Source organism: Nocardia rhizosphaerihabitans (genome assembly GCF_014646295.1).
Classification (GTDB): Bacteria; Actinomycetota; Actinomycetes; order Mycobacteriales; family Mycobacteriaceae; genus Nocardia; species Nocardia rhizosphaerihabitans.
On record NZ_BMNE01000002.1, the window covers coordinates 1,169,096 to 1,192,330 of the forward strand.

Sequence of the window (23,235 nt, forward strand, 5' to 3'; positions counted from 1 at the left end):
AGCGCTACCGAGTCGTGCCGCCACGACTCCCGGGACATCAAGCGCTACACCTGTTCCGTTTCAACCACCTGTTGCTGGTCGTCGAGGTGACCTCGGAATCGACGATCGACGCCGATATCACCGACAAACGGATCCAGTATGCGGCCGCGGGGATTCCGCGTTACCTCATCGTCAGGCTGGATCAGAAGGAAGAACGGATCGAGGAGATCGAGGAGTACCGCCTCGATTGGTCCGGCCGCCGGTACCGGACGCACGCCGTCCACCGCAGGGTTCTGCTCCTCGACGATCCGGTCGAGGTCACCATCCCGTTCGATGTCCTCGAGCAAGCCTGACGGGGTACCGCGGCCGGGCCGGCAGGTGGCTCGCCTGTGGTGCAGGGCGAGTTCGACGCTCGTGATCACTACACTGGGACAGTGTGGGCTCGCTATCGGCGCAGCGGGAATTCACCGGCTACGGACTGTCGCACTGGATTGTCCTGGCGATATTCGTGGTGGGGGCGATGCTCCTGGTCTGGGTCGGGCGCACGCACCGAAGTGCCGCTGCCGCACGACGATTCAGCCGAGCATTCGGTGTCGCGACGCTGGCGGTCTATGCGGCGATCTATCTCTACACCATGGTCCCTCCGACCATCGAGCGCTCCGTCCCCTTGCGGCTGACCGATCTTGCCACCGTGGTCGCCGGATACGCATTGTGGTCGCACCGACGCTGGGCGTACGCGCTGACCTACTACTGGTGCCTCACGCTGAGCACGCAGGCGCTGGTATCACCGGCACTCGAGAGTCGGGACTTCCCGAGTAAGGAGTTCGTCGCCTTCTGGGCGATCCACCTGGCTGTGGTGTGGGCCGCGATCTATCTCACCTGGGGTATCGGCATGCGTCCGGATTGGCGGAGCTATCGAATCGCCGTGGGAGTCACCGCGGTGTGGGCAGCGCTGACATTCACGTTCAATACGGTGGCCGGTACCAACTACGGATTCGTCAACGCGAAACCCGCGACGGCGTCGCTGCTCGATGTACTCGGCCCTTGGCCCTGGTACCTGGGCACGGTGGCCTTTCTGTTGATCACCGTATGGGCATTGATGACCTGGCCGTGGGTCCGCGACCAGTGACTTCGTACGCGCCGAGCGGTCTGGGCTCAGTCATTTGTTCGGTCTGCGGCCGGCGGTGCGGTTCCGTCGTTCACGTTGATTCCGGCCATCGTGTCGTTGTCGAACTCCCGGCCCTTGTCATCGATCAGCTTCTGGTTGTCCGACCAATACGATTTGGCCTTGTTGCTGATGTTGGTGACGGTGAGATGCACCTGGATGTACTCGCCCTGTGCCGTCTTCTGCAGATAGGGGTTGTCGCCGACCACCTTGACCGGCGGGTCGACCGCGGTCACGACGAACTCGAACTTGCCGTCACGCACCGTCGACCCGGCGGCGGTCTCGGCCATGGCGGGCTGGGTCGCGCAGGGCGGTCTGTTCGCCGCCGACTTCGACATCGAGGAGATCCGCCGCGCCGACGGCTCGTCGGCAGGCGGTGCCGTCCGCGATGCGCTGCGCGCGGGCGGGATGACCTATGACCGGCGCAAGCGGCACCTGCGCGGACAGGGCCCACGCTCGCCGCGATTCCCCGCGACCTATCCGGGTGCCGACGATGCCGCGGGCCCTGGTTACACCGGACAGCCGTCGGTGAGATCGCATTACGCCTGGTGACGGCATGTGTCGGGGCGTGATGATCTTTTGGTCAGCGGGCGGTCTAACTCGCCGGTAGCCTGAGCCCGTGAGACCGATGGGGACGGCGCCGGGTACCCCGGCGCGGCCGGGAGTCGCTCTGGCAGCAGTCGTCGCCGTGGTGTTCGTGACCTTCTTGGACACCACCGTGGTCAGTGTTGCGCTCGGCGATATCCGGCGTGAGTTGAGTACCGATGTGACGTTGCTGCAGTGGGTGGTCAACTCCTACACCGTGGTCTTCGCGGGGCTGATGCTGGCGGGCGGATCGCTCGGTGACCGGTGGGGGCGCAAGCGGGTGATGATCATCGGTCTGGTGATCTTCTGCGTCGGGTCGGTGGTCTCCGCGCTAGCGAGCAGTGTCGCGATGCTCATCGCCGGTCGCGCGATCATGGGGCTGGGCGCCGCGGCCTCGGAACCGGGAACCCTGTCGGTGCTGCGCCACATCTTCCCCGGCGAACAGGCGCGGGCCAAGGCAGTCGGCGTGTGGGCGGCGGTGTCCGGGCTGGCGCTGGCGGCGGGTCCGGTCCTGGGCGGCGTGCTGGTCCACACCTACGGGTGGCGCTCGATCTTCTGGTTCAACCTGGTGATCGGGGCGGCGGCGCTCGTCGCCGCGCTGTGGTCGATCCCGGAGAGCTCGGATCCCCGGCAGGAACCGGTCGACTGGGCCGGAGCTCTGCTCGGCGCAACAGCTTTCGCTTCGGTGATCTACGCCGCGACTGTCGGCCAGGATCGGGGGTACACGGCGCCGTCGGTGCTGGCGCTGTTCGCGCTCGGTGGTGTCGCGTTCGCCGCGTTCGTCGTCGTGGAGATGCGGGCGCGCGCACCGATGCTCGATTTCCGCTACTTTCGGCTGCGAGCCGTGCGGGGGGCGCTGGTGGTCGCCTTCGCCGTCTATTTCGGCATCTTCTCGATCTTCTTCTTCACCGCGCTGTATCTGCAAGTGATGCAGTCGTATTCGGCCGCGCGCACCGCCGGTGTCTTCGCCCCGATGGCCGTCGCCATCGTGGTCGGGTCTCTCGTCGCGGGCTATTGGGTGGCCCGCCGTGGCGCGCGTATTCCGATGATCCTCGGTTGTGTACTCGGTGCGGGCGGAATCCTGCTGACCCGTCATGCGCTGTCGGGCACCCTGCACGATCCGTGGCTGGCGGCCGCGATGGCGGTGGCCGGGTTCGGCTTCGGGATCGCGGTGGTGCCGTTGACCTCGGCGGTGATGTCGGGTGTCCCGGCGGAGCACTCGGGAATGGCCGCCGCGGTGACCAATACGATGCGCCAGGTCGGTTCGGCGTTCGGTGTCGCGGTGCTCGGTGTCCTGGTGAGCTCGTTCCTCTCCGCGGACCTGCGCGCCCGGATGACCGAATTGGGTCTGCCGACCTCGCTGCAGCCCGACGCCATCCAAGCCGTGGAACGCGGCCGCATCCCCGAAGGCGTCGACATCGGCCCGTATCTGCAATACCTGTCGAAGGTGAACGAGGTCCTCAACACCGGAAAGGTCGCTTTCCATCACGGGCTGGATGTGGCCCTGCTGGTCTCGGCGGTGATGATCCTCGCCGCGGCGGTGTTCACGGCAGTCGACACCGAACGCGACAAGGCCGAGGTGAAGTAGCCGCGATCGTCGCGTAGATGGACCGAGTTCACCTGGTGGTGGTCTCCATCCGTCATGCTGGTGCCGTGGTAGTTGTCTCGGATGTCGTCCCGGTGCGCGGCAGTGAATATTCGATCTTGTTGCGCCGGATCAGGGCGGCAGGCCTGTTGGACCGGAATCTGCGGTACTACGGGTGGAAGAGCGCGCTCACCGCGACGGCGTTCGTCGCCGGGTGGGCGGCGTTCTTCGTCCTCGGTGACTCGTGGTGGCAGCTGGGCGTCGGGGTGTTCCTGGCCGCGGTGTTCTCACAGATCGCGTTCCTCGGCCACGACGCCGGGCACAAGCAGATCTTCGCGTCCCGCCGCGCCAACTACCTGTACGGCCTGATCGCGGGCAACCTCGCCATCGGCCTGAGCATCGGCTGGTGGACCAGCAATCACAACCGGCACCACGCCCACCCCAATACCGAGGGCGCCGATCCGGATGTGATGGGAATCCTGGCCTTTTCCGGTGATCGAGCCCGGGCGGGCAAGGGGATCCGCCGGGTGATCTTCCGCTACCAGGCGTGGCTGTTCTTCCCGATGCTGTTGCTCGAAGGCGGCAGCCTGCACTACTCGAGCGTCCGGGCGGTGTTCCGCTGGCCCATCCCGAACCGGCTGTGGGAGGGCGCGCTGCTCGCCGCGCACGGCGTCGGCTACCTGTCCGCGGTCTTCCTCGTGCTCCCACCCGGAAAAGCGTTGGCGTTCATCGCTGTTCAGCAGGGTCTGTTCGGCCTGTACATGGGCTGCACCTTCGCCCCCAACCACAAGGGGATGGAGGTGCTGCCCGAAGGCGACAACACCGACTTCCTGCGCAGACAGGTGCTCACCTCCCGCAACGTCCGCGGCGGCTTCCTCGTCGACACCGCCCTGGGCGGCCTGAACTACCAGATCGAACACCACCTGTTCCCGTCGATGCCCCGCGCCAATCTAGGCCGGGCCCAGCCGATCGTCGCCGGATACTGTGCCGAAATCGGTGTGCCGTACTGCGAAACCGGCCTCATCGAGTCCTACGTCCAAGCGCTGAGTCACCTCGACGAGGTCGGCCGCCAGACCTGGACGCCACCGCAACTGGTCGACTAGTCACCACCTCGAGGCGCGGACCGTCGTGCGCGTCGCGGTCTCGACTGCGGGGCGGGGGGGAGATAATCGCGGGAACGCCCGGTGGTCGCCGGGTCTTTCGGGAGGTGGAGCGATGGTGGCGGTCGCGTTGGTGTTCGTCGGGATCGCCGTGCTGTTGCACGGGTACATCTTCGTCATGGAGTCGTTGCAGTGGACGCGTCCGCGGACGCGGGCGACGTTCGGGATCACGGCGGAGCAGGCCGAGGCCACCCGGGAGATGGCGTTCAACCAGGGGTTCTACAACCTGTTTCTGGCGATTGTCGCGGCGGTGGGGATGTGGTTCACCGCCTTCGGCGATGCCGGGATCGGGGTGGCGCTGGTTCTGGCCGGGGCCGGGTCGATGGTCGCCGCCGGTGTGGTGCTGCTGGTTTCCTCGCCGGACAAGGCGCGCGCCGCGCTGATCCAGTTGGTTCCGCCGCTGATCGGTTGTGTCGCGCTGGTGATCGCCCGGCTCTGATCACCGGTCGCACTCCTCTCAGACGAAATCGAAGGCGAGGGGAATCGCGATGACCACCGCTGCGGCCCAGCTGCCGTAGACGGGGAGGTAGTGGGTCTGCCAGCGTTCCAGGTCGGCGAATCCCTTTCTGCCGCGCAGGAATCCGACTTGCAGCCGCACCGACCACACCAGGTTCACCAGCAGCACCACGTTCATGCCGAGCGCGACGACCTTGTTCGGGGTGGAGCCGAATTCGGCGATGCGGGTGAGCATGGCGGCCAGCATGACCACGTCGACGGCGAGAGCGCTGATCACCAGGACCAGCTGGACGCGGTCGAAGAGGCCGGGCGGGGCCAGCGGGTCGCGGGCCGAGATCGAGTACAGCAGTAGACCCAGCACCAGGACCAGGATCAGGTCCATCAGGATCAGCAGGGTGCGGTCGACATCGATCACGCTGCGGGTCGTCGCGAACGCCGCGAGCAGGGCCAGCAGCATGACGATGGTGAGCGGCGTGAATACCCGGGTGAGCACCGGTGCGATGTTCTCCACGACATTCTGTTTCGCCTCGACCAGCCAGGCGGCGACGATCACCGCGCCCGCGGCGCCGAACGGCAGCACCCAGTCCTCGATGACCGGTTCGATACGCAGATCCAGCGTCTCGAACGCACCGACCGTGAGCCCGATGAGCACCCCGCCGCCCAGTGCGAGCAGGGTGAGGTAGACGAACCATTCGCCGGTGAACCGGATGAAGTCCATCCGGCGACGCTCCGAACGCCAGTCGCCGCCGACATAGGCGAGGCCGACGACGAACCACAGCGCGATCGGTGCGTGGATCGCGGCGATGACCTCGGTGGTCCCGCCGCTCTCGAAGGGATACAGGTTCAGTACCAGGGCGGCGAGCACGAACGACACGACCAGCGCCGCGGCGACCTTCGCGGTGACCTGCCGTTTCCACGCGAAATAGCCTGCGAGGAAAGGCAGCACGAGCAGGCTGACATTCACGGCGACGGCCGAGTCCTTCAGCCAGGCGAACCCGGCTTTCAGCGACAGCGCCGCGCTGACGGCGAGTGCCAGGACGACCAGCAGCTCCCGATTACCCTGCCGCTCAGCATCTTCGGATTCGGTGGGCAGCAGAACGAGCTGCTTCCACAGCCTTTCGGAATGCTCGCGCGCGAACTCACGGGAGATCGCATCCAGACTGCCCATTCGCTTCACCGCGACCAGAAAAGCCTCGTCGCCCGCGAGACCCGCGTCCTGCAAGGTCGAGACCTGTTCGCGCAGATGGTCTTCCATCTCGTCCACATCGGCGACCGAGATCGCGCGGTGGCGCTGCACGTAGCCGCGCCACTGCGCGATATGGGCCTGCAACTGTGCCTCGGTGTCCATCACGCCCATCCCCTCGCCACGGTCGGCGGCAGCGTGGCGCTGCGCCACACCTGGTCCAACGCCTCGGCGACCACGGACCACTGCGCACGCCGCTCCGCGAGGGCCGCTCGCCCCGAATCGGTGATCAGGTAGTGCTTGCGCCGCCGTCCACTGTCGGACATGCGCCAGGCCGAGGTCACATGTCCCTGTCGCTCGAGGCGGTGCAGCAGGGGATAGAGCATCCCGTCGGTCCACTGCATCCGCCCGTGCGACAGCTCGTTCACCTGCTCGAGAATCGCGTACCCATACGACTCACCCTCGGCGAGAATCCCGAGTACCAGCGGCGTCGCCGACGCCGCCACCAGGTCTTTGTCGATCCGCATCGGACTCCTATACCTAGAACCACTAGGGCACAACCTAGCAGATCTAGGTATGCCTCGTAGGCTTCCCGCATGCGAACCCTCGGCGTCGACCTGGCGGCAGAACCTGCCAAGACCGCGCTCGCCCTCGTCGAGTGGACCGACGGCGTCGCCGTGGTGCGCGCGTTGCGACTCGGTGCGACCGACGAGGAGATCATCGCCGCTGCCAAGGGGGTGGGCCGGATCGGCATCGATGCGCCGTTCGGCTGGCCGGTCGGCTTCGTCGACTTCGTCGCGGCCCATCACGCCGGTCATCCGCCGGCGATGTCGCTGGCCTCGCGGGCCGATCGCAGGCCGTTGACCAAGCGACGCACCGACCTGGTCGTCCAGCGATCGACCGGCATCGTCCCGCTCAGTGTGTCCGCGGACCGGATCGCGCACGTCGCCCTGCGGTGCGCGGGTCTGCTCGCTCGGCTCGGCGAGGCGGGTGTCGATGTCGATCGGGTCGACGGCACCGCTGTCGAGGTGTATCCGGCGGCCGCCTTGCGGAGGTGGGGGCTGCCGTATCGCGGGTACAAGGGCGGTGCCGCCGGGTTGGCCGCCTCCGTGCGAGCTGTCGAGGCAGCGGCTCCCTGGCTGGATCTCGGTCGGTTCGGTCAGGTCTTCGCGGCGACCGACGACGCGTTCGACAGTGTGATCTCGGCGTTGATCGCGCGGGCTGCGGCGATCGGCCGGACCGTGGCGCCGACCGTTGCGGACCGGGTGGTCGCGGTCAACGAAGGCTGGATCCACCTGCCTGACGGGCCGCTCGCCGAGTTGCCGGATCAGACAGTGTGACGATGCGGCCGAGGGTGAACGCACACGGCCGAATTCGTTGCGGGGGGTGATGATTTCGCACCCTAGGGTGAGGATCGGCGGATTTCGCCTAACAGGGCTGTTCAGGGTCCCGATGGAGTCATCAGTACGCGCGACCGGCGCGGCGGGGACACGAATCGAGGAATCATGAAGAACGCAGTTCGGATGGGTGCGCTGATCGCCATTGCCGCGGCGTCGGTGGCAGGCTGCGGTGGGGAAATCGGTTCGGGGACAACTACGTCGACCACCACCGGCAAGGCTTCGGCGACCGCGGCACAGCCGTCGGCCGGTCAGCAGCCGCCAGCCACCCAGGCTCCCGGTGCTACCCAGGCGCCTGATGCCCCGGGCACCGTAGCGCCTGCCCCGGTCACCGAGGCGCCCGCGGAAACGTCGGCGCCGGACACCTCGGCCCCGAATCCCGCCCCCGCCAACGACATCAGAGGGCCGGGACGCTGCATCGATCCCGCCTCCACCGGCGTGCAGAACGCCCTGTCCCGCCTCGGCGGCAGCTGGGTCGCCTCGCAGGCCTCAGCTGATCAGCCGGGTAACTGCGGACAGTTGCTATGGGTGCGCGCGGTAGGCGGAAACTCGGCAGGCGCGCCGATCCACATCCTGTTCTTCAGCGACGGAAAGTGGCTGGGCACAGCAACTTCCGAGGCTTATGCCTTCACCTACGTCACCGGTGCCAGTGACAACGCGGTCACCGTCGACTACAAGTGGCTGGTCGCCGACGAGCCGTTCGCCGCACCGCAGGGCGGCCCGGCGACGATCACCTACACCTGGACCGGCTCCAAGGTCACGATGAGTGCGCCGCTGCCGACGGAAGTGACCCAGCCGCACCGCTAGGCGCAGGGGCGGCGCGGCGGATGCCGGCCTGGTCGCAGCCCGTCACCGCTGCGGATGCAGAACCAGGACGGTGATCTCGCTGGGCGCGAAGACCCGCAGCGGCGGACCCCAGTAGCCGGTGCCGCGGCTGGTGTAGAGCTGGGTGTTGTTCGCGTGCCTGCTCAGGCCGGCGACGACCGGCTGGTCGAGCCGGACCAGGTAGTGGAACGGCCAGATCTGACCGCCGTGGGTGTGCCCGGAGATCTGCAGGGCGACACCGGCCGCGGAGCTGTCGGCGATCTGCTTGGGCTGATGGGCCAGCAGGACGACCGGCAGGTCCGGGTCTGCGCCCGCGAGCGCGGCGGGCAGGTCGGGACCGTGGCCGGGCAGGCCGGTGCCGGTGGGGTCGTCGATACCGGCGACGACCAGCCGGTCGCCGTCGCGGTCGACGATCCGGTGCTCGTTGTGCAGCGGCTGCCAGCCGATCGAGGCCATATGGTCGATCCAGCCCTGCGCGTCGCCGAAGTACTCGTGGTTGCCGGTGATGTAGAACCGGCCGAGCGGGGCTTCGACGCGAGCGAGCGGGTCGACCTGGGCGCTGCGCTTCGCCACCGAACCGTCGGCGAGATCACCGGCGTGACAGGCGATATCGGGCCGCTGTGCGTTGACCACGTCGACGACCCGCTCCGACCACCGCAGCCGGTCGATCGCGGCGAAGTGGGTGTCGGTGACGACAACGACGCGCAGTCCGTCCAGTCCCTCGGCCAGGCCGCGGATCGCGACGTCGACGGTGCGGACCCGCGGCACCCGGCGCGCCTCGTACGCGCCGTAGGCGACCAGCGCGACCGAGACCACCAGCACGCCGAGCGCCACGATCCGCGCGGCCTGCGCGCCGTCGACCCCGGCGATCGCCAGCGCGCCGCGGGCGAACACACCGATCACCGACCATGCGAACACGACCCACAGCACGCCGAGCATGATGTCGCCGACGATGACCGCCGGGTCGGATTGGGCTGGTCCGTGACCGAGGAACATCGCGGCGGGCAGGCACAGATACCCGAGCACGCAGACCGCGGTGCCGATCCAGAACAGCGGTCCGGTGCCGCCGGAGGGCGCCGCAACCAGCGTCCACCAGGGCAGGGCGAACAGCACCGCCGGAATCAGCAATATCAACATCAGGCGTACAGCGAATCTCACGGGGTCCCGTCCTGCGCAGGGCCGCCGGGGAGGGTCGCGGCCACGACTAGATCATCCAGCCTAGCGTCGCCGGATCGACCGGCTCGTTGCCTGGCAGCGTGCGGGCCGGTTGACTGATCGCATGCGGATCGCGTTGCTCGCCGCCGCGGCCGTCACGGTCGTGTTCGTCGTCGTCGTCGGCGTCGTCGCCGTCCGGGACGACTCCGGGCCCGCCGTCTCGGGGACGACCGAGCAGGTGCTCGAGCACGACGACCGGACTCGGCATTACCGTGTCTACCGGCCTGCCGCGCTTCCGGCGCGACCCCCGCTGGTGGTGGTGCTGCACGGCGGACTCGGCACCGGGGAGCAGGCGCAGCGCGCGTACGGCTGGGATGCGCTGGCTGATGCGGGCGGTTTCGTCGTCGCCTATCCCGACGGCCTCGACCGCGCCTGGAACGCGGGCGGCTGCTGCGGCAATCCGGCCCGCACCGGCGTCGACGACGTGGGGTTCCTGACCAGGATGATCGACGAGCTCGTCCGCACCGTGCCGATCGACCGCGATCGGATCTACCTCACCGGCATGAGCAACGGCGCGATGATGGCGTACTCGATGGCCTGCCGGACCTCGATCGCCGCCGCCGTCGGTGCCGTCGCGGGCACCCTGCTCGACGACTGCCCGCACCCCTCGCCGACCTCGGTGATCCACGTGCACGGCACCGACGACGAGAACGTCCGCTACGACGGTGCGCCCGGCAGCGGCGTCGCCCGGATCGACGGACCGTCGGTGCCGGAGCTGAACGAGTTCTGGCGGGCTGCCGACGACTGCGCACCGCCGCTGTCGACGATCGACGATCGCGTCACGACCCTGCGGGCGAGCTGCCGCGACGGGCGTGCGGTCGACCTCGTCACCGTGGCGGGTGCGGGGCACCGGTGGCCGGGCGCCGAGCTGTCCCCGCTCGAACGGCTCGATCCGAACAGCCGGCCCGATGCATTCGACGCGACCCGGCTGATCTGGGATTTCTTCGCCGGGCACCACCGCTGAAGTGGCACAACCGAATCCGACCTGCGGCAGCGGTGCGTCGCGGCGGATAGCCTGAGCGCAGTCACGTGGGTGGTCGTGATGCGAAGGAGCAGTGATGGAGTTCGGGCCAGGGGCGAGCCTTGCGGGATACCACATCGAACGCAGGCTCGGCGGTGGGGGCATGGGCGCGGTTGACGGCACCGAGGAGGTGCTGGTCACCGACTTCGGGATCGCCCGCAGCATGGGCGAGACGGCCAGCCTCACCTCGGCGGGCTCGGTGCTCGGCACCCTCGCGTACGCGGCGCCCGAACAGCTCGAAGGCGCTCCGCTCGACGTGCGCACCGATGTGTACGCCCTCGGCGGCACGCTCTACGAGCTGCTCACCGGTTTCGTCCCGTTCCAGCGGGAAAGTCCGGCCGCGTGGATCAGCGCGCACCTGATCGAACCGCCGCCGCGCCCGTCGGCAGGCAATCCGGCGCTGCCGCCGGCCATGGACGCGGTGATCGCGCGCGCCATGGCGAAGAACCCGGGCGACCGGTTCGCCAGCTGCGGTGCGCTCGCCGACGCGGCGGCGGTGGTGGCGGGGGTGACCGCGTTCGCCGTGCTCACCGCCGAAGACCGTGCGGTGACCGGCAACTCCGGCGGGCCGACGACCTCGGCGGCGGCGCAGATCGGTGCGGTGCCGGACAGCCCGACCGCTGCGACGGTCCTGCGTCCCTGGCTCGACGACCTCCTCGTCGGCGATATGAGCGCGCTGATTCGCAAGTGCTGGACCCAGTCGCCCGCCGAGATCCCTCGGATGTACGGCGACGTCGCGCAGATCACCGACGCGGTGCGCCGCCCCGGAACCCTCGGCCAATTCGGTCCGTACTGGCAGAACAATTCGACCGTGACCGTCAGCGCGCCGGTGACCAGCGCCGACGGTGCGACGCAGGCGGTCGACCTCACCCTCGACCATGCCGCGAACGGATTCTGCGTCTCCGCATCGACCCCGTCGGCTGAGCGCACGACTCGAAGCGAGCTGCGTCACATCGGTTTTCGATATGCCCGCCGGATCGGGGGCGCGCTATGCTGCCCGGCAGGATCCGCCCGCAGGCTGTCGTGTCGCGGTCGGGTGGAGTGGGGAGCGGCGGTGCCGCACAACGGAAAGGTCTGAACTCCGATCATGCTTGGCGTAACTGTGGGAGGGGCGCAGGAGCGCCGACCCAGATCCAGCAGGCTCCGGCGCACGATGGCCGGTGCCGTCGTGACCGCGCTGCTGCCGCTCGGGGCGTCGGTGGCCGCGGTGGGTCCCGCGGCGGCGGATGCCGACCCGTCGGCGATCGACTTCCGGGTCGATTCCTCGATGGGCACCATCAACACCCGCATCATCCGGGCCGCCGACGGCAACACCGACCGGGTGGTCTACCTGCTCGACGGTGAGCGCGCCGAGGACGACCTGAACGGCTGGGAGAAGCACACTTCCATCCCGGCGCAGATGGCGAAGTTCAACATCAATGTCGTGATGCCGGTCGGCGGGCAGTCCAGCTTCTACGCCGACTGGGAGCAGCCGAGCAACTTCTTCGGCGTCAACCCCGACGGCTCGGCTCTGCCGAGCGCGGACTCCGGGTCGGCCATCGGCGGCTGGGAAGACACCAACGGCAAGGTCACCACCTATCAGTGGGAGACCTTCATCACCAAGACCCTGCCCGACGCGCTGAAGAGCAGGCTGGGCTTCAGCTCGACCCGCAACGGTGTGGTCGGGCTGTCCAGCGGTGGCAGCGCGGCGCTGTTGATGGCGGCCTACCATCCGGAGCAGTTCACCTACGCGGGTTCGCTGTCGGGCTACCTGCACATGTCGATGCCGGGCATGCGGGAGGCGCTCGGCGCGGCGATGATCGCCAGCGGTGGCTACAACATCGAGGCGATGGCGCCCGCGGGCAGCGAGAAGTGGCGGCGGATGGACCCGTACGGGTTCGCCGAGAAGCTGATCGCCAACAACACCCGCCTCTACATCTCCGCGGGCAGCGCCAAGCCGGCCGACCAGGACCTGTCTTCGATCGACGCGATCACCCAGGGCATGCCGCTCGAGGCGATCGCGCTGGCCAACACGCGCTCGTTCGAAAAGCGCATCACCGCACTGGGTTACACGAACGTCAGCTACGACTTCCCCGATATCGGTATCCACAACTGGGGTACCTGGGAGCAGGTCGCCATTCGCCTGATGCCCGATATGGCGCGCAATATCGGCAAGCCGCTGCCCGCCGGTGCGCCGCCTGCCGGTGGTGAGCCGCCTGCCGGTGCGCCAGGTGGTCAGCCGCCCGCCGGTGGTGCTCCTGGTGAGCCGCCGAAGTAGTCTCTGCCGCAAGCTGAACCGCCGCAGTCCGCGCTGGACTGCGGCGGTTTCTTGTTCGCCGGGTCGGGTGACGAGTGCCGCCTCTGCCCGAGGAGCGACGGCGGCACTCGGCTGACGGGTCGGGGTAGGTGGCCGGCCGGTGGCGGTCGGTCCCCGCGGTCAGCCTGTCCTGATGGGGCTTTCGTCGGCCCAGCCCCACGTGTTCGCGCGGCGGACGGTGATCTCGGCCGGTGGTGCGGCGACCAGGCGGGTGAGGCGCTGGAGTTCGCCCCAGTCCCTGGTCCAGTCGTCGGCGAGGTAGGCGGGGATGGTGCGCGACTGCATGAGCATGCCGGTCCAGCCGAGCGGGCCGCCGCCGGTGTCACCCTGCCAGGTCTCGGAGACCTGCGCGTTGAGCTTGTCCGGCTGGATCCGCCACAGTGGCATCTCCGCGACACCGGTGCGGTGATCGAACGGGCGCTGGCACGGGAATGCCAGTCCCACATGCCAATCCGCGAGTACCGGGTCGGTGCTGCCGACCACCGTGTTCAGCGAAGACAGTTTCGGCAGACGCGGTGGCGTGACGGCGAGCCACTGCATCGGGTCGGGCTCACCGGCCTCGGCGACGAGCCGGACCGCAGTCGTTCCCGCGGGAACCTGGTCCAGGTCGATCGGCAGGTTGCGCCAGCCGGGTGCGCCACCGACCGTCGGCGGTGTGGCATCGCCCAGGGACGTGACGGTTCCGTCGTCCGCGCGTTTGGCGAACTCGACCCGCAGCCGCTGACCGGGCAGGCGTGAACCGTCCGGCGCCACGGATTCGATGCGTCCGGCCACGGTCAGGATCAGCACCCGATGCGCGGGATCCTGCTGTGTGGCAGCAAGATCCAGTCGGTACCACTGGGTGGTCAGCTGCGTGCGCTGCGGTGCGCCGGTGGAGTAGCTGCCGAGTACCGGCGTGCGTTCCGGGACGAGGCCGAAGGGGAGCGCCACCGTGCTGCCGTTGACGCCCGGAGCCGCGCCCGGCGCACCCGGTGCCGTGCCGTTGGGGGCACCGTTTCCTGTGGCAGAACCGCCGGGACCGCCGGGGGTTGATCCGCCGGGGCCACCCGGAGCCGATCCGCCGGGGCCGCCCGGTCCACCGCCGCCCGGGCCGCCGCCTGGGCCTGCGCCCCCTGGTCCGCCGGGCGCGGGGCCCGAACCTGATGGGGGAGAGGAGGATTGGCCGGGCCCGGGATCGGGGGCGAGGCTGCCGATCCCGTTCGGGGTGAAGCCGGTATTTTCGGCAGCGAGCCCGTCGGCAACCGTGCCGGTGTACGGCGTGAGGAGCGAGTCGGCGGTGTTGGTCTCGACCAGCACGTCATCCGCCATGGCGCATTGATCGCCGGTCAGCGTGCGCAGGTTCGACAACCCGACCGAATGCGCGGGGTACTGCGAGACAGCAGCTGCCGCCAGTGATCCCACGTCGAACAGCACCATCACCGCAGCGGCCAACGTCAGCGGCACAACAACAGGGAACCTGAAATGCCTTGTAGCTGCGCGGTTATCGGTGCCGCTAGGCCCGCTGGCGACGATCGACTGAGCCGAACTCCCTGCCCCGCGAGCATCCGCAGTGCTCGTGGCGCCTGCATTTCGATCGGTCGTGTCGATCTCTGCCGGGGTGTCCTTCGATGTTTCGAGGGATCGGGTGTTCTCGTCAGGGGATCGGTAGTACTGCCAGAGGGCGATGAGCAGGGTCAGGGCGGTGGCGGCGAGGAAGAAGGTGGAGACCTCGATTTCGCCGAGGGTGGGGGCGCGGTCGGGCCAGGGGACGCCGTAGCCGGAGACGTACCAGTAGCCGTTGGAGCCGGTGAAGCAGATGGCCAGCAGGAACAGGACCGCCGCGGCGAACAGGGTGCGCAGGTACGGGCGCAGGAAGGCGCGGCTCAGGGCCACCGCCGTGACGGCGGCGAGGGCGCCCGCCAGGCCCGCGTAGACGCCGAAGTGGTGGGTCCACTTGGTGGGGGTGAACATCATCAGCAGCAGTGCCATGAAGGTGACGGCGAGGATGCGGGTGACCGGGCCGCGGGCGGTCGCGGGGATACGGCCGCCGCGGCGCAGGGTCACCAGGATGCCGACGGCCAGGCACAGGAGCATGGCGAGGACGCCGAATCTCCGGGCGAGGGAGCCGTCGGGGTTCACCGACAGCAGGGAATCCCAGCGGGTGCGTTCCTCGAACCAGGACATGTCGGGGCCGACGAGCTGGCGGACCCTGGTGGCTTCCAGCACGGTCGAGAACGTCTGATCGGCGAAGACGACGACCAGGACCAGAGTGCCCGCTGCCGCGATCGGCGCGAGCAGCGCCGCGTAGCGCGGCAACGCGGGTCCCGAACCTGCTGTGGCCCGGCTGATGAGCGTCCGGAGGACCGGTCGTGAACCGGCCAGCAGAGCCGCCAGGCAGATCAGTCCCGTCGGACCGGCGGCGAGGGAGAACGCGGCGACCAGGACCGCCACGGCGGCGGGCAGCAGGCGACGGGTCGCGATCGCCCGCTCCATCGAGCACCAGGTGAGCAGTGCGCCGACCGCGATCAGCGGTTCGAGGCGCAGACCGTTGTTGTAAGGCAACCAGATCGACAGGAACACCAGGGCCGCGGTCCAGCGCGCCGGTGTGCTCGCGGCGACCCGGGAACCCAGGCGCGGCAACACTTCCCGGCTGAGCACCAGCCAGCACACCAACCCGGCCAGCAGCGCGGGCAACCGCATCCACAACCCGGCATCGCTGATCCGGGTCATCTGCGCGAGCACCTCGTACGGCCAGCCGAACGGCGCCTCGGCGACCTGGAACCACCGGTAGTAGTTGGCCGTATACCCGGCCTCCCGCGACGCCCGCGCCATCGTCAGGATGTAGCCGTCGTCGGAACTGTTCGCGCCGATCACATGCCAGACGACCAGCGTGCCCGCCACCGTCGCATCGAGGCCGGTGAACCGCCACCAGCGGACAGGCAGGATCCGCCGTGACCTGCGCCCATCACGAATATCACTGCGATGCAGGCAGATCAGCGCGATCAGCGCGCACAGCACCGCACCGACGATCGTCGCCAGTTTCCACCCGCTCGGACTCGACGAGAACCGCGCATCGATCTCGGCATGCAGACGCGCATCACCCATCCGCCCCCGATCGAGCTCGGTGTAGACACCCACGATCTGTGGACGCACATCGCTGTCGACGGTCGTCCGCATCGGGGACCCGTCGGCCTTGGTCAAGCCGGTGAGTTCAGCGGTCGTCCCCGCTGCGGTCGACGTGATGGTCAATGCCGTGCATCGCGCTGCCTGCGTGTTCTCCGGTGCGGCACCGGGTGTTCCACCGCCCGGCGGTGTATCGGCACCCGGGGAGCGGTTGCCCATTGGCGCGCCCGTCGGCGGATTGGTCGCTGAAGGAAATGTTCCGGGCCCCTGCGCTGCGGCCCCCAGCGGGGGTGTCGCGCCGGAGGGCGGCGCCGCGCTATCGGCGCCGGGCCGAGACCCACCGGTGGGCGGGGTGGCACCACCGGGTGGGGTTGCGCCGGAAGGTGGGGCACTGCGTGAAGGTTCGGCGCCGGAAGGCTGAGCGCTGCTGGTGGGCGGGGTACCGGGCGGTTGATCCCCACCCTGCGACGAACCCGGCCCACCACCAGCCGACGAATCCCCCGGGGCACCGGCGATCTCGGCCAGCGACGCGCTGAGCAGCAGCCGATCGCGCAGAACGACGGCGAGGGTCCGTCCCGTCTCCGGGCGATCCTCGATCCGTGCCACCAGCCCCTTCGATCCCGCGCGCGGTGCCTGCGGCGGAACCGTCGACAACACGGTCCCGCCGGTCATGTCCCGCAGGGCGGTGCACGGAATGCTCACGTCCAGCGACAGCGGCACGTAGTCCACCAGCGGCGCGCTGAGTTGCATCGACTGCGGCTGCGGCCAATCCAGGCTCGCGCGCTGTTGCTGAACCGGCAGGAACGGAGCCGCCACCGCCAGCGCCACCCCGACGACCCCCGCCACGATCCCGGCCATCTGCACCCGGCCGAAGCCGGAAGAATCTCCACCCACGAACGCTGATGCTAGCCATCACCGCCCGAACGGGGTGGGTCAGCGGGGGCGGCGTAGTTCGGTGACGGCGATGCGGGCGGCTTCGCCGATGGCCGCGTCGACGACGGGCAGGGTCGGGTCGGCGCGGGCGGCGCGGGTGAAAACCGCGACGGCGACCGGGGTTTCGTCCGGGAACTCGATCACCGCGACCTCGTTGCGGATCACGCCGATGGTGCCGGTCTTTCCCGCCACGAGGACGCCGCGATGCGGGAAGGCCGCCGCGATCCGGTGCGGCCAGATCTGACTGCCCATCACGGTGCGCACGAATTCGGTACCGGCCGTGGACAACACGGCACCGCTCCACAGCAGCCGCAGGAAGCGAGTCATCTCCTCCGGTGTGGTCGCGCTGGCGTAGGCGGGGTCGTAGGCCGAGACCGTCCAGGCTTCGTCGTTGTCGGCGAGGGCGGCGAAGGCTTCCGCGGTGGTGTGGGTGTCGGTGTCGCGGACCAGGCTGCGGTGCTGGTCGGCGGTGCCGCCGACGATGCGGGTCTCGGTGAGCCCGAGTTCGTCGAGGAGGTCCGTCACCGCGGCGAGGCCGATCTCGCCGAGCAGCACATCGGCGGCGGCGTTGTCGGACACCGTCATCATCGAGGTCGCCAGGTCGCGTCGGCTCAGGGTGATCGGATCGCGCAGGGTGGCCAGGCCGGTCGGGCCGGGGGTGCAGTCGGCGGGGTCGACGGTGAGCTGGGCGACCGGGTCGATCCTGCCCTCGTCGACCTGACGGCAGAAGGCGACGAACAGCAGCAGCTTGTACACCGACGCGGTGACCACCCGCTCGCGCCCGCCGACCGACACCTCGGCGGGGGAGTCGTCACAGCGGCGGGCATGCAGCCACCCCGTGCAGCCCGCGTCGGCGAAGACGGCACGGATCCGCTCGGCCGCCGAGCTCATCGCAGCCGCTCCCGGTAGAGCACCCGATCCAGGACGTCGGCATGCGCGGCGGCATCGGCACGGCGAATGATCCTGACCCGCAAGGCAACCGACTGCGGCGCGAGCGTCAGCCAGGCGACACCGGGTGTCGGCGTCGGTGGGGTGGCGGTGAGACCGAAACTCGTGCCTGCCGCGACCGCGGCCAGTACCGCGCGGTCGTCGGGCGCGGTCAGGGTGGTCGCGTCCAGCCCGCGCTCGCGCAGCAGGTCGAGCACGGTGTCGAAGGCGGGCGGATTGGCGGCGCGGGCCGGGTGCGCGAAATGCAGACCGGCGAGCATCGGGAAGGTGGGGCGTTCGGCGGTGGTGGTGCGGTGCTCGGCGGGCACGACCAGCCAGCGCGGCAGTTTCACCACCGGCCCGGCGTCGATGCCGTCGACCAGTGCCGGGTGCTCGATCACCGCGACATCACACACCCCGGCCCGCACCTCCGTCACGAGGTCGACGGTCGGGCCCAGCGCGGTGGAGACCGTGCCACCGGAAGCACGCAGTGCGGTGACGCACGCGGCGACCAGCCGGTCGGGCAGCGCCGCCGTGGCCGCGAATCGCACGGTCCCGCTGCGCTGGGCGATCCGCTCCGATTCGGCGAGCAGCCGATCGGCGTCGTCGACGAGCAGCCGGGCCCGCGGCAGCAGTTGCCTGCCCGCGGCGGTGAGCATCGCGCCCTGGCTGGTGCGGTGGATCAGCTCGAGGTCGAGGTGCTGTTCCAGCCGCCGCAACCCCTGGGACAGCGGCGGTTGCGTCATCTCGAGCGCGGCTGCCGCGCGCCCGAAGTGGCCCTCGTCCGCGACCGCGACGAAGAACCGGAGATGACGCAGCAGATCCATTCGGCCATTGAACCAGCGCGCACCCGGCGCCAACCCCCGATCGGCCACGGGCGGACCACCGTTCCCGCCCTTGTCCTGTCGCCGACCTGCGTCGATATCGAAGGCGACTCGGACTCGCGGGTCTCCGGTATTGGCCTCACCGCCGCCCACGGTGATCTGGTGCAGTAGTGACTCCTTCCGTGACCAACACCCGCCGCAGGCGCCTGGCGGCCGCCGCGCTGGCGCTGTCCGCCGTCGTCCTCACCGCCTGTTCGAACAGCGCGGGCACCACCGCACCTGAGACATCGACGACCGCGGCGGCCACCCCCGCGTTCGACGCACTGGAAGCGACCTACGGCGCCCGCCTCGGCCTGTCGGTGGTCGACACCGGCTCCGAGCGCGCCGTCACCTACCGCGCCGACGAACGCTTCCCGATGGCCTCGACCTTCAAAGGCCTGGCCTGCGGCGGTCTCCTGCAAGCCCACCCGCTGTCGACGGGCTACTTCGACCAGGTGATCCGCTACACCGCCGCCGACATCGTCGTGAACTCACCGGAGACGGCCAAGCACGTCGACACCGGCATGACCGTCACCGCGCTCTGCGATGCCGCGATCACCCGGTCCGACAACACCGCAGGCAACATGCTGCTCCGATTGCTCGGTGGCCCCGAAGGATTCACCGCCTTCCTGCGCACCCTCGGCGACACCGTGTCCCGCCTGGACCGCTGGGAACCCGAACTCAACACCGCGATCCCCGGCGACGAACGCGACACCACCACCGCGACGGCGCTGGTCGCCAACTACCGCGCCCTCGTCGTCGGCACCGCGCTGCAGGAACCCGAACGCGCCCAGCTCGCCGCATGGCTGAAAGCCAGTCGCACCGGCGCCAAGCGGATCAAGGCGGGCCTGCCCGCGGACTGGGTCGTCGGCGACAAGACCGGCACCCCGGCCTACGGTTCGGCGCTCGATGTCGCCGTGGCCTGGCCGCCGGGCCGCGCGCCGCTCGTGCTCGCGGTGCTGTCCACCAAGCCGGAGCAGAACGCCGAACCGTCCGACGAACTCGTCGCGGAAGCGACGAAAGCGGCTGTGGGCGAGCTCAACTGACAGTCCAGCCCGACGCCACCGACCGCGCACACCGCTCGGGATCGTCACCGGCCGCCACGAACAACGCGGTGAGCAAGGGGATGCCGTAGCCGAGGGCGGCCGGTGGCAGCGGGCCGGTCGCGACCAAGCCCGCCAGCCCGTGCCCGATGGTCCAGCTCTGCGTGGCCAGATCCAGCGGCTCGACATCGGCGCGGAAACGCCTTGTCGCCCTGGCTGATTCGACGGCGACGACGAGACGTTCCAAGGTGGCGTCGGCGGCCGGGGCGTCCTCGAGCGCGAACCCGGCATCGAACATCACCCGGTAGAGATCGGGATTGGCGAGCGCATTGGCCAGATAGGCGCTGCCGAGCGCGGCCAGATCGTGCACCGGGTCGTCGGTGTCGGGCACCTCTTCGAGTCGCGCAGCCAGGCGGGTGAACCCCTCCTGCCGCACCGCGCGCCATAGCCCGTCCATCCCGTCGAAGTACGTATAGACGGCCATCGTCGACACCGCCGTGCCCGCGACGAGCCCACGCAGCGTGACCGGCTGACGTTCACGCAGCAACTGCGCCGCCCGCTCGATCAGCATCGCCCGCACCGCGGGATTTTTCAGCCTGGCCATCGCGTCAGATTACATATCAATGCTATGGTATGAGTCGTCAACCCTCGGCGAGCGGGAGAAATCATGGCTGTGGAACTGGTGAATCCGGAGGGGCTGCCCAAGCCCGAGGTGTATCGGCAGATGTCGATCGCGACCGGCTCGCGGCTGGTGTTCCTGGCAGGTCAGGTCGCCCGTGATGCCGACGGAAACCCGGTCGGCGCCGGTGATTTCGCCGCTCAGGTCGAGCAGGCCTACCTCAATATCGGCACCGCGCTCGCCGAGATCGGCGGCAGCTTCGACGACGTCGCGAAGCTGACCATCTACGTCGTGGACTGGGGTCCCGACAAGTTTCCGCTCCTCGGCGAAGGCGTCGCCCGCGCCGCCGCCAAGCTCGGCGTCGACCCGGTCAAGCCGATCACCCTCCTCGGCGTCGCCGCACTCGGCGAACCCGACCTCATGGTCGAGGTCGAGGCCACCGCGGTCCTCGCCTGACAGCTCAGCTCGCGCCCGCGATCAGAACCTCCGCGCCGGTCGCGCGATAACGCCCTGGGGCCGTGCCGAATTCACGCTTGAACGCTTTCCCGAAGGCGTACTCGGAGCCGTACCCGCTGTGCCGGGCCACCGTCGCCAGTGGCTGGTCGGTGTCGCGGAGCAGGCGAGCGGCGACGAGCATGCGCCAGCGGGTGAGATAGGCCAGCGGCGGTTCGCCGACGAGACTGGTGAACCGCCGGGCGAACGCCGCGCGGCTGAGACCCGCTCGGGCACCGAGGGATTCGACGGTCCAGCCGTGCGCGGGGTCGTCGTGGATGGCGCGCAGCGCACGGGAGATCTCGGCGTCGGCGACAGCGGCGGCCCACCCTGACGACTCCTTGGTCTCCGCGAGCCAGGCACGCAGCAGATAGAGCAGCAGCAGATCCAGCAGCGGCGGAATCGCGGCATCGGCGCCGGGACGGGTATCGGTGAGTTCGTCGGCGAGCAGGTCGACCGCGGCGCGCAGCGACGGATGGGTGCCGAGCCGGGCCGGAATGTGCACCACCTCGGGCAGTTCCGTCAGTAGCGGGTGGGTGCGGTCGGCGGCGAGTTGATAGGAACCGCACAGCAGCGTCGCGGTAGCGCCGGGACCGTCGACGAACCGGATGTCGCTGGGACCGGCCGTCTCGGTGATCCGGCTGTCGAGCTGGTCGACCAGCTCGTGAGCGACACCGCGCGGCATGAACACCGCATCACCCGCGCCCAGCGCGATCGGCTCCGCGTCGGGCCGCGTCAGCCAGCACGAGCCCTGGAGAACCACATGGAACCCGGCGCCATCTATGCGCGGATACGCCCGCCCCCACGGCGCGTGCCGCACGAACATGCCGGAGGCGGGACGCCCGGTGCGCGCGGTGGCCAACACATCGCTGAGCAGATCCATGTCAGAAACCATACTCTGAGAGACGAATGGATATCAGAGCAAGATTCTGGATAATTTTATGTCTCACTCCGTACTCATACGCTGGGTTCAAGCATTCGATGAGCAAGGAGTACGACATGAAGATCGAGGTCGACGGAGCCGTCACCGAGCCCGCCGCGACGGACAAGCGGACGACGGTGCTAGCTCGTCGTGCTGCCCTGCTCGTCGCGGGCGCGACCACGTCAGCCCTGGTGGCGTGCGGTGCCGAAACCCCGGCGCCCGAATGGTCGGGTGCGTGGGCGGCCGCGGTCCAGCATCCCGCGACCGCGGTGACGCCGAACTGGTCAGCTGAGGGATTCGCCGATCAGTCTGTGCGCCAAGTTGTTCGGCTCTCGGACGGCGGACCGCAGGTCAGGGTTCGCTTGTCGAACAGATATGGCACGACGCCGCTCGCGGTCGCCGGCGCGACCGTTGCCCGGAGCGCGGGCGGCGCCGCCGTGATCCCGGAGACGGTCAGCCGACTGACCGTCACCGGCGCCGAGGCATTCGAAATCGCCCCGGGCGCAGAGATTTCCAGCGATCTCGTGACCGCGCCGATCGCGGCGGGGGAGGCGATCACCGTGACGCTGTACTTCGCCAGGCCCACCGGCCCCGCCACCCAGCACGCCCAGGCCGCCGCGACGAGCTACCGCGCCACCGGCGACCACACCGCCGCACCGGACGCCGCCGCCTTCACCGAGTCCTCCCAATCCTGGTACTACCTGGCGGGCATCGATACCGTCCGCGCAGGCCGGGCCCGCGATGTCACTGTCGCATTCGGTGATTCGATCACCGACGGCTACCGCTCCGGGATCGACGCCGACCAGCGCTACCCCGACCACCTCACCCGTGAGCTCACCGCCGCGGGGCGTCCCGGCGCGGTCGTGAACGCGGGGATCAGCGGTAACCGGCTGCTCACCGATTCGACCGTCCTCGGCGACAGCGCGCTCACCCGCTTCCGCCGCGACGTCCTCGAACAGCCGGGAGTGGGCACGGCCGTCATCCTGATCGGTATCAACGACATCGGCATGGCCGGGATGACCGGCCCGGACGGGCAGCTCTCCCCGCAGGTTTCGGCCGACCAGCTCGTCGCCGGATATCGCGAGCTCATCGCCCAGGCGCGGGCGGCGGGGGTGCGCGTCATCGGCGCGACGCTGCTGCCGTTCGCGGGGTCGCCCTACTACTCGGCCGAGAAGGATCGCCTCCGGAGGGAGGTGAACAGCTGGATCACCTCGGCAGGAGCCTTCGACGCGGTGGTCGATCTCGACCGCGCGATGGCCGATCCCACCGACCCCGCCCGGCTCGCCGGCTCCTACGACAGTGGTGATCAGTTGCACCCCAACGACTCCGGCTACGCGGCGATGGCAGCGGCGATCGGCAAGGTCATTCTGACATAACCGCAGGTCGTGGCTCTGCGAACTTTGCGATTCGGTAACGAATCGAAATCGAACAGGTGATGAACCCTCGCCGCACGAGTGGCAGTCGGCG

At 69.3% G+C, this 23,235-nt stretch carries 24 protein-coding genes; 15 read left to right on the forward strand and 9 right to left on the reverse strand.

Going from position 1 to position 23,235, the window contains the following annotated elements; genetic code table 11:
• Nucleotides 1-14 precede the first annotated feature (14 nt).
• Together IEY60_RS11885 and IEY60_RS11890 are read left to right on the forward strand one after the other, a co-directional pair.
• Nucleotides 15-332, forward strand: a complete 318-nt coding sequence (locus tag IEY60_RS11885; protein WP_229739716.1) for a Uma2 family endonuclease — start codon at nucleotides 15-17, stop codon at nucleotides 330-332.
• Nucleotides 333-415: 83 nt separating this feature from the next.
• Nucleotides 416-1,108 (forward strand): YwaF family protein, encoded by a 693-nt coding sequence (locus tag IEY60_RS11890; RefSeq protein ID WP_189027005.1) that lies wholly within the window; start codon nucleotides 416-418, stop codon nucleotides 1,106-1,108.
• Between the two features lie 26 nt (nucleotides 1,109-1,134).
• Here the strand turns inward: IEY60_RS11890 and IEY60_RS11895 are convergent, their stop codons facing one another.
• The gene (locus tag IEY60_RS11895) at nucleotides 1,135-1,434 is read right to left on the reverse strand and encodes a DUF4352 domain-containing protein (protein WP_229739717.1); all 300 of its coding nucleotides are present in this window, start codon (nucleotides 1,432-1,434) and stop codon (nucleotides 1,135-1,137) included.
• Between IEY60_RS11895 and IEY60_RS11900 the strand changes: the two genes are divergently transcribed.
• From IEY60_RS11900 to IEY60_RS11915, 4 genes are all read left to right on the forward strand, one after another.
• Nucleotides 1,433-1,696 carry a hypothetical protein gene (locus tag IEY60_RS11900; protein ID WP_189027010.1) on the forward strand — a complete coding sequence of 88 codons (264 nt, stop codon included), beginning with the start codon at nucleotides 1,433-1,435 and terminating at the stop codon, nucleotides 1,694-1,696. The genes IEY60_RS11895 and IEY60_RS11900 overlap by 2 nt on opposite strands.
• 76 nt (nucleotides 1,697-1,772) lie before the next feature.
• On the forward strand, nucleotides 1,773-3,317 hold the full coding sequence (locus IEY60_RS11905) for an MFS transporter (protein ID WP_189027541.1): 1,545 nt from the start codon (nucleotides 1,773-1,775) through the stop codon (nucleotides 3,315-3,317).
• A gap of 65 nt (nucleotides 3,318-3,382) precedes the next feature.
• Complete coding sequence (locus IEY60_RS11910; RefSeq protein ID WP_229739718.1) at nucleotides 3,383-4,417, forward strand: fatty acid desaturase family protein; 1,035 nt, start codon at nucleotides 3,383-3,385, stop codon at nucleotides 4,415-4,417.
• 112 nt (nucleotides 4,418-4,529) lie between these two features.
• Nucleotides 4,530-4,913, forward strand: coding sequence for a DUF1304 domain-containing protein (locus IEY60_RS11915; RefSeq protein WP_189027014.1), 384 nt, complete (start codon nucleotides 4,530-4,532; stop codon nucleotides 4,911-4,913).
• An 18-nt stretch (nucleotides 4,914-4,931) separates the two neighbouring features.
• On the opposite strand, the gene IEY60_RS11920 is transcribed toward IEY60_RS11915, so the two are convergent.
• Together IEY60_RS11920 and IEY60_RS11925 are read right to left on the reverse strand one after the other, a co-directional pair.
• Nucleotides 4,932-6,278: a permease prefix domain 1-containing protein gene (locus tag IEY60_RS11920; protein ID WP_189027543.1), complete on the reverse strand. Its 1,347-nt coding sequence runs from the start codon at nucleotides 6,276-6,278 to the stop codon at nucleotides 4,932-4,934.
• Nucleotides 6,278-6,640 carry a PadR family transcriptional regulator gene (locus IEY60_RS11925; protein ID WP_189027016.1) on the reverse strand — a complete coding sequence of 121 codons (363 nt, stop codon included), beginning with the start codon at nucleotides 6,638-6,640 and terminating at the stop codon, nucleotides 6,278-6,280. The genes IEY60_RS11920 and IEY60_RS11925 overlap by 1 nt, the downstream gene beginning before the upstream one ends.
• Before the next feature lie 69 nt (nucleotides 6,641-6,709).
• On the opposite strand from IEY60_RS11925, the gene IEY60_RS11930 reads away from it, so the two are divergent.
• A complete protein-coding gene (locus IEY60_RS11930; RefSeq protein ID WP_189027018.1) occupies nucleotides 6,710-7,453 on the forward strand; it encodes a DUF429 domain-containing protein in 744 nt (247 codons plus the stop codon).
• Between the two features lie 165 nt (nucleotides 7,454-7,618).
• The gene (locus IEY60_RS11935) at nucleotides 7,619-8,317 is read left to right on the forward strand and encodes an LppP/LprE family lipoprotein (protein WP_189027020.1); all 699 of its coding nucleotides are present in this window, start codon (nucleotides 7,619-7,621) and stop codon (nucleotides 8,315-8,317) included.
• A 42-nt stretch (nucleotides 8,318-8,359) separates the two neighbouring features.
• On the opposite strand, the gene IEY60_RS11940 is transcribed toward IEY60_RS11935, so the two are convergent.
• Nucleotides 8,360-9,493, reverse strand: a complete 1,134-nt coding sequence (locus tag IEY60_RS11940) for a metallophosphoesterase (RefSeq protein WP_229739719.1) — start codon at nucleotides 9,491-9,493, stop codon at nucleotides 8,360-8,362.
• Between the two features lie 121 nt (nucleotides 9,494-9,614).
• Between IEY60_RS11940 and IEY60_RS11945 the strand changes: the two genes are divergently transcribed.
• The 3 genes from IEY60_RS11945 (at nucleotide 9,615) to IEY60_RS11955 (ending at nucleotide 12,828) form a co-directional block, all read left to right on the forward strand.
• Entirely contained in the window at nucleotides 9,615-10,514 is a 900-nt protein-coding gene (locus IEY60_RS11945; protein WP_189027022.1) for a CE1 family esterase, read from the forward strand.
• Between the two features lie 94 nt (nucleotides 10,515-10,608).
• Nucleotides 10,609-11,649, forward strand: a complete 1,041-nt coding sequence (locus tag IEY60_RS11950) for a protein kinase domain-containing protein (protein ID WP_189027025.1) — start codon at nucleotides 10,609-10,611, stop codon at nucleotides 11,647-11,649.
• 75 nt (nucleotides 11,650-11,724) lie between these two features.
• Nucleotides 11,725-12,828: an alpha/beta hydrolase gene (locus IEY60_RS11955; protein ID WP_189027027.1), complete on the forward strand. Its 1,104-nt coding sequence runs from the start codon at nucleotides 11,725-11,727 to the stop codon at nucleotides 12,826-12,828.
• Between the two features lie 159 nt (nucleotides 12,829-12,987).
• Here the strand turns inward: IEY60_RS11955 and IEY60_RS36210 are convergent, their stop codons facing one another.
• The 3 genes from IEY60_RS36210 to IEY60_RS11970 are packed head-to-tail and all read right to left on the reverse strand — an operon-like array spanning nucleotide 12,988 to nucleotide 18,656.
• On the reverse strand, nucleotides 12,988-16,863 hold the full coding sequence (locus tag IEY60_RS36210) for an arabinosyltransferase domain-containing protein (protein ID WP_189027030.1): 3,876 nt from the start codon (nucleotides 16,861-16,863) through the stop codon (nucleotides 12,988-12,990).
• Between the two features lie 39 nt (nucleotides 16,864-16,902).
• Nucleotides 16,903-17,793: a serine hydrolase gene (locus IEY60_RS11965; RefSeq protein WP_189027032.1), complete on the reverse strand. Its 891-nt coding sequence runs from the start codon at nucleotides 17,791-17,793 to the stop codon at nucleotides 16,903-16,905.
• Nucleotides 17,790-18,656 carry a LysR family transcriptional regulator gene (locus IEY60_RS11970; protein ID WP_189027034.1) on the reverse strand — a complete coding sequence of 289 codons (867 nt, stop codon included), beginning with the start codon at nucleotides 18,654-18,656 and terminating at the stop codon, nucleotides 17,790-17,792. Before IEY60_RS11970 ends, IEY60_RS11965 begins: the two co-directional genes overlap by 4 nt.
• On the opposite strand from IEY60_RS11970, the gene IEY60_RS11975 reads away from it, so the two are divergent.
• Both IEY60_RS11975 and bla read left to right on the forward strand, forming a co-directional pair.
• The gene (locus IEY60_RS11975; protein WP_189027036.1) at nucleotides 18,639-18,824 is read left to right on the forward strand and encodes a hypothetical protein; all 186 of its coding nucleotides are present in this window, start codon (nucleotides 18,639-18,641) and stop codon (nucleotides 18,822-18,824) included. The two genes, IEY60_RS11970 and IEY60_RS11975, sit on opposite strands and share 18 nt — an antisense overlap.
• A gap of 11 nt (nucleotides 18,825-18,835) precedes the next feature.
• Nucleotides 18,836-19,738: a class A beta-lactamase gene (gene bla, locus IEY60_RS11980; protein ID WP_189027038.1), complete on the forward strand. Its 903-nt coding sequence runs from the start codon at nucleotides 18,836-18,838 to the stop codon at nucleotides 19,736-19,738.
• On the opposite strand, the gene IEY60_RS11985 is transcribed toward bla, so the two are convergent.
• Nucleotides 19,731-20,339, reverse strand: a complete 609-nt coding sequence (locus IEY60_RS11985) for a TetR/AcrR family transcriptional regulator (protein WP_189027039.1) — start codon at nucleotides 20,337-20,339, stop codon at nucleotides 19,731-19,733. The two genes, bla and IEY60_RS11985, sit on opposite strands and share 8 nt — an antisense overlap.
• A 63-nt stretch (nucleotides 20,340-20,402) precedes the next feature.
• Between IEY60_RS11985 and IEY60_RS11990 the strand changes: the two genes are divergently transcribed.
• Nucleotides 20,403-20,810, forward strand: coding sequence for a RidA family protein (locus IEY60_RS11990; protein WP_189027042.1), 408 nt, complete (start codon nucleotides 20,403-20,405; stop codon nucleotides 20,808-20,810).
• 4 nt (nucleotides 20,811-20,814) lie between these two features.
• Here the strand turns inward: IEY60_RS11990 and IEY60_RS11995 are convergent, their stop codons facing one another.
• Nucleotides 20,815-21,729 (reverse strand): AraC family transcriptional regulator, encoded by a 915-nt coding sequence (locus tag IEY60_RS11995; protein ID WP_189027044.1) that lies wholly within the window; start codon nucleotides 21,727-21,729, stop codon nucleotides 20,815-20,817.
• A 116-nt stretch (nucleotides 21,730-21,845) separates the two neighbouring features.
• On the opposite strand from IEY60_RS11995, the gene IEY60_RS12000 reads away from it, so the two are divergent.
• Nucleotides 21,846-23,144, forward strand: a complete 1,299-nt coding sequence (locus tag IEY60_RS12000; protein WP_189027046.1) for an SGNH/GDSL hydrolase family protein — start codon at nucleotides 21,846-21,848, stop codon at nucleotides 23,142-23,144.
• Nucleotides 23,145-23,235: the final 91 nt, after the last annotated feature.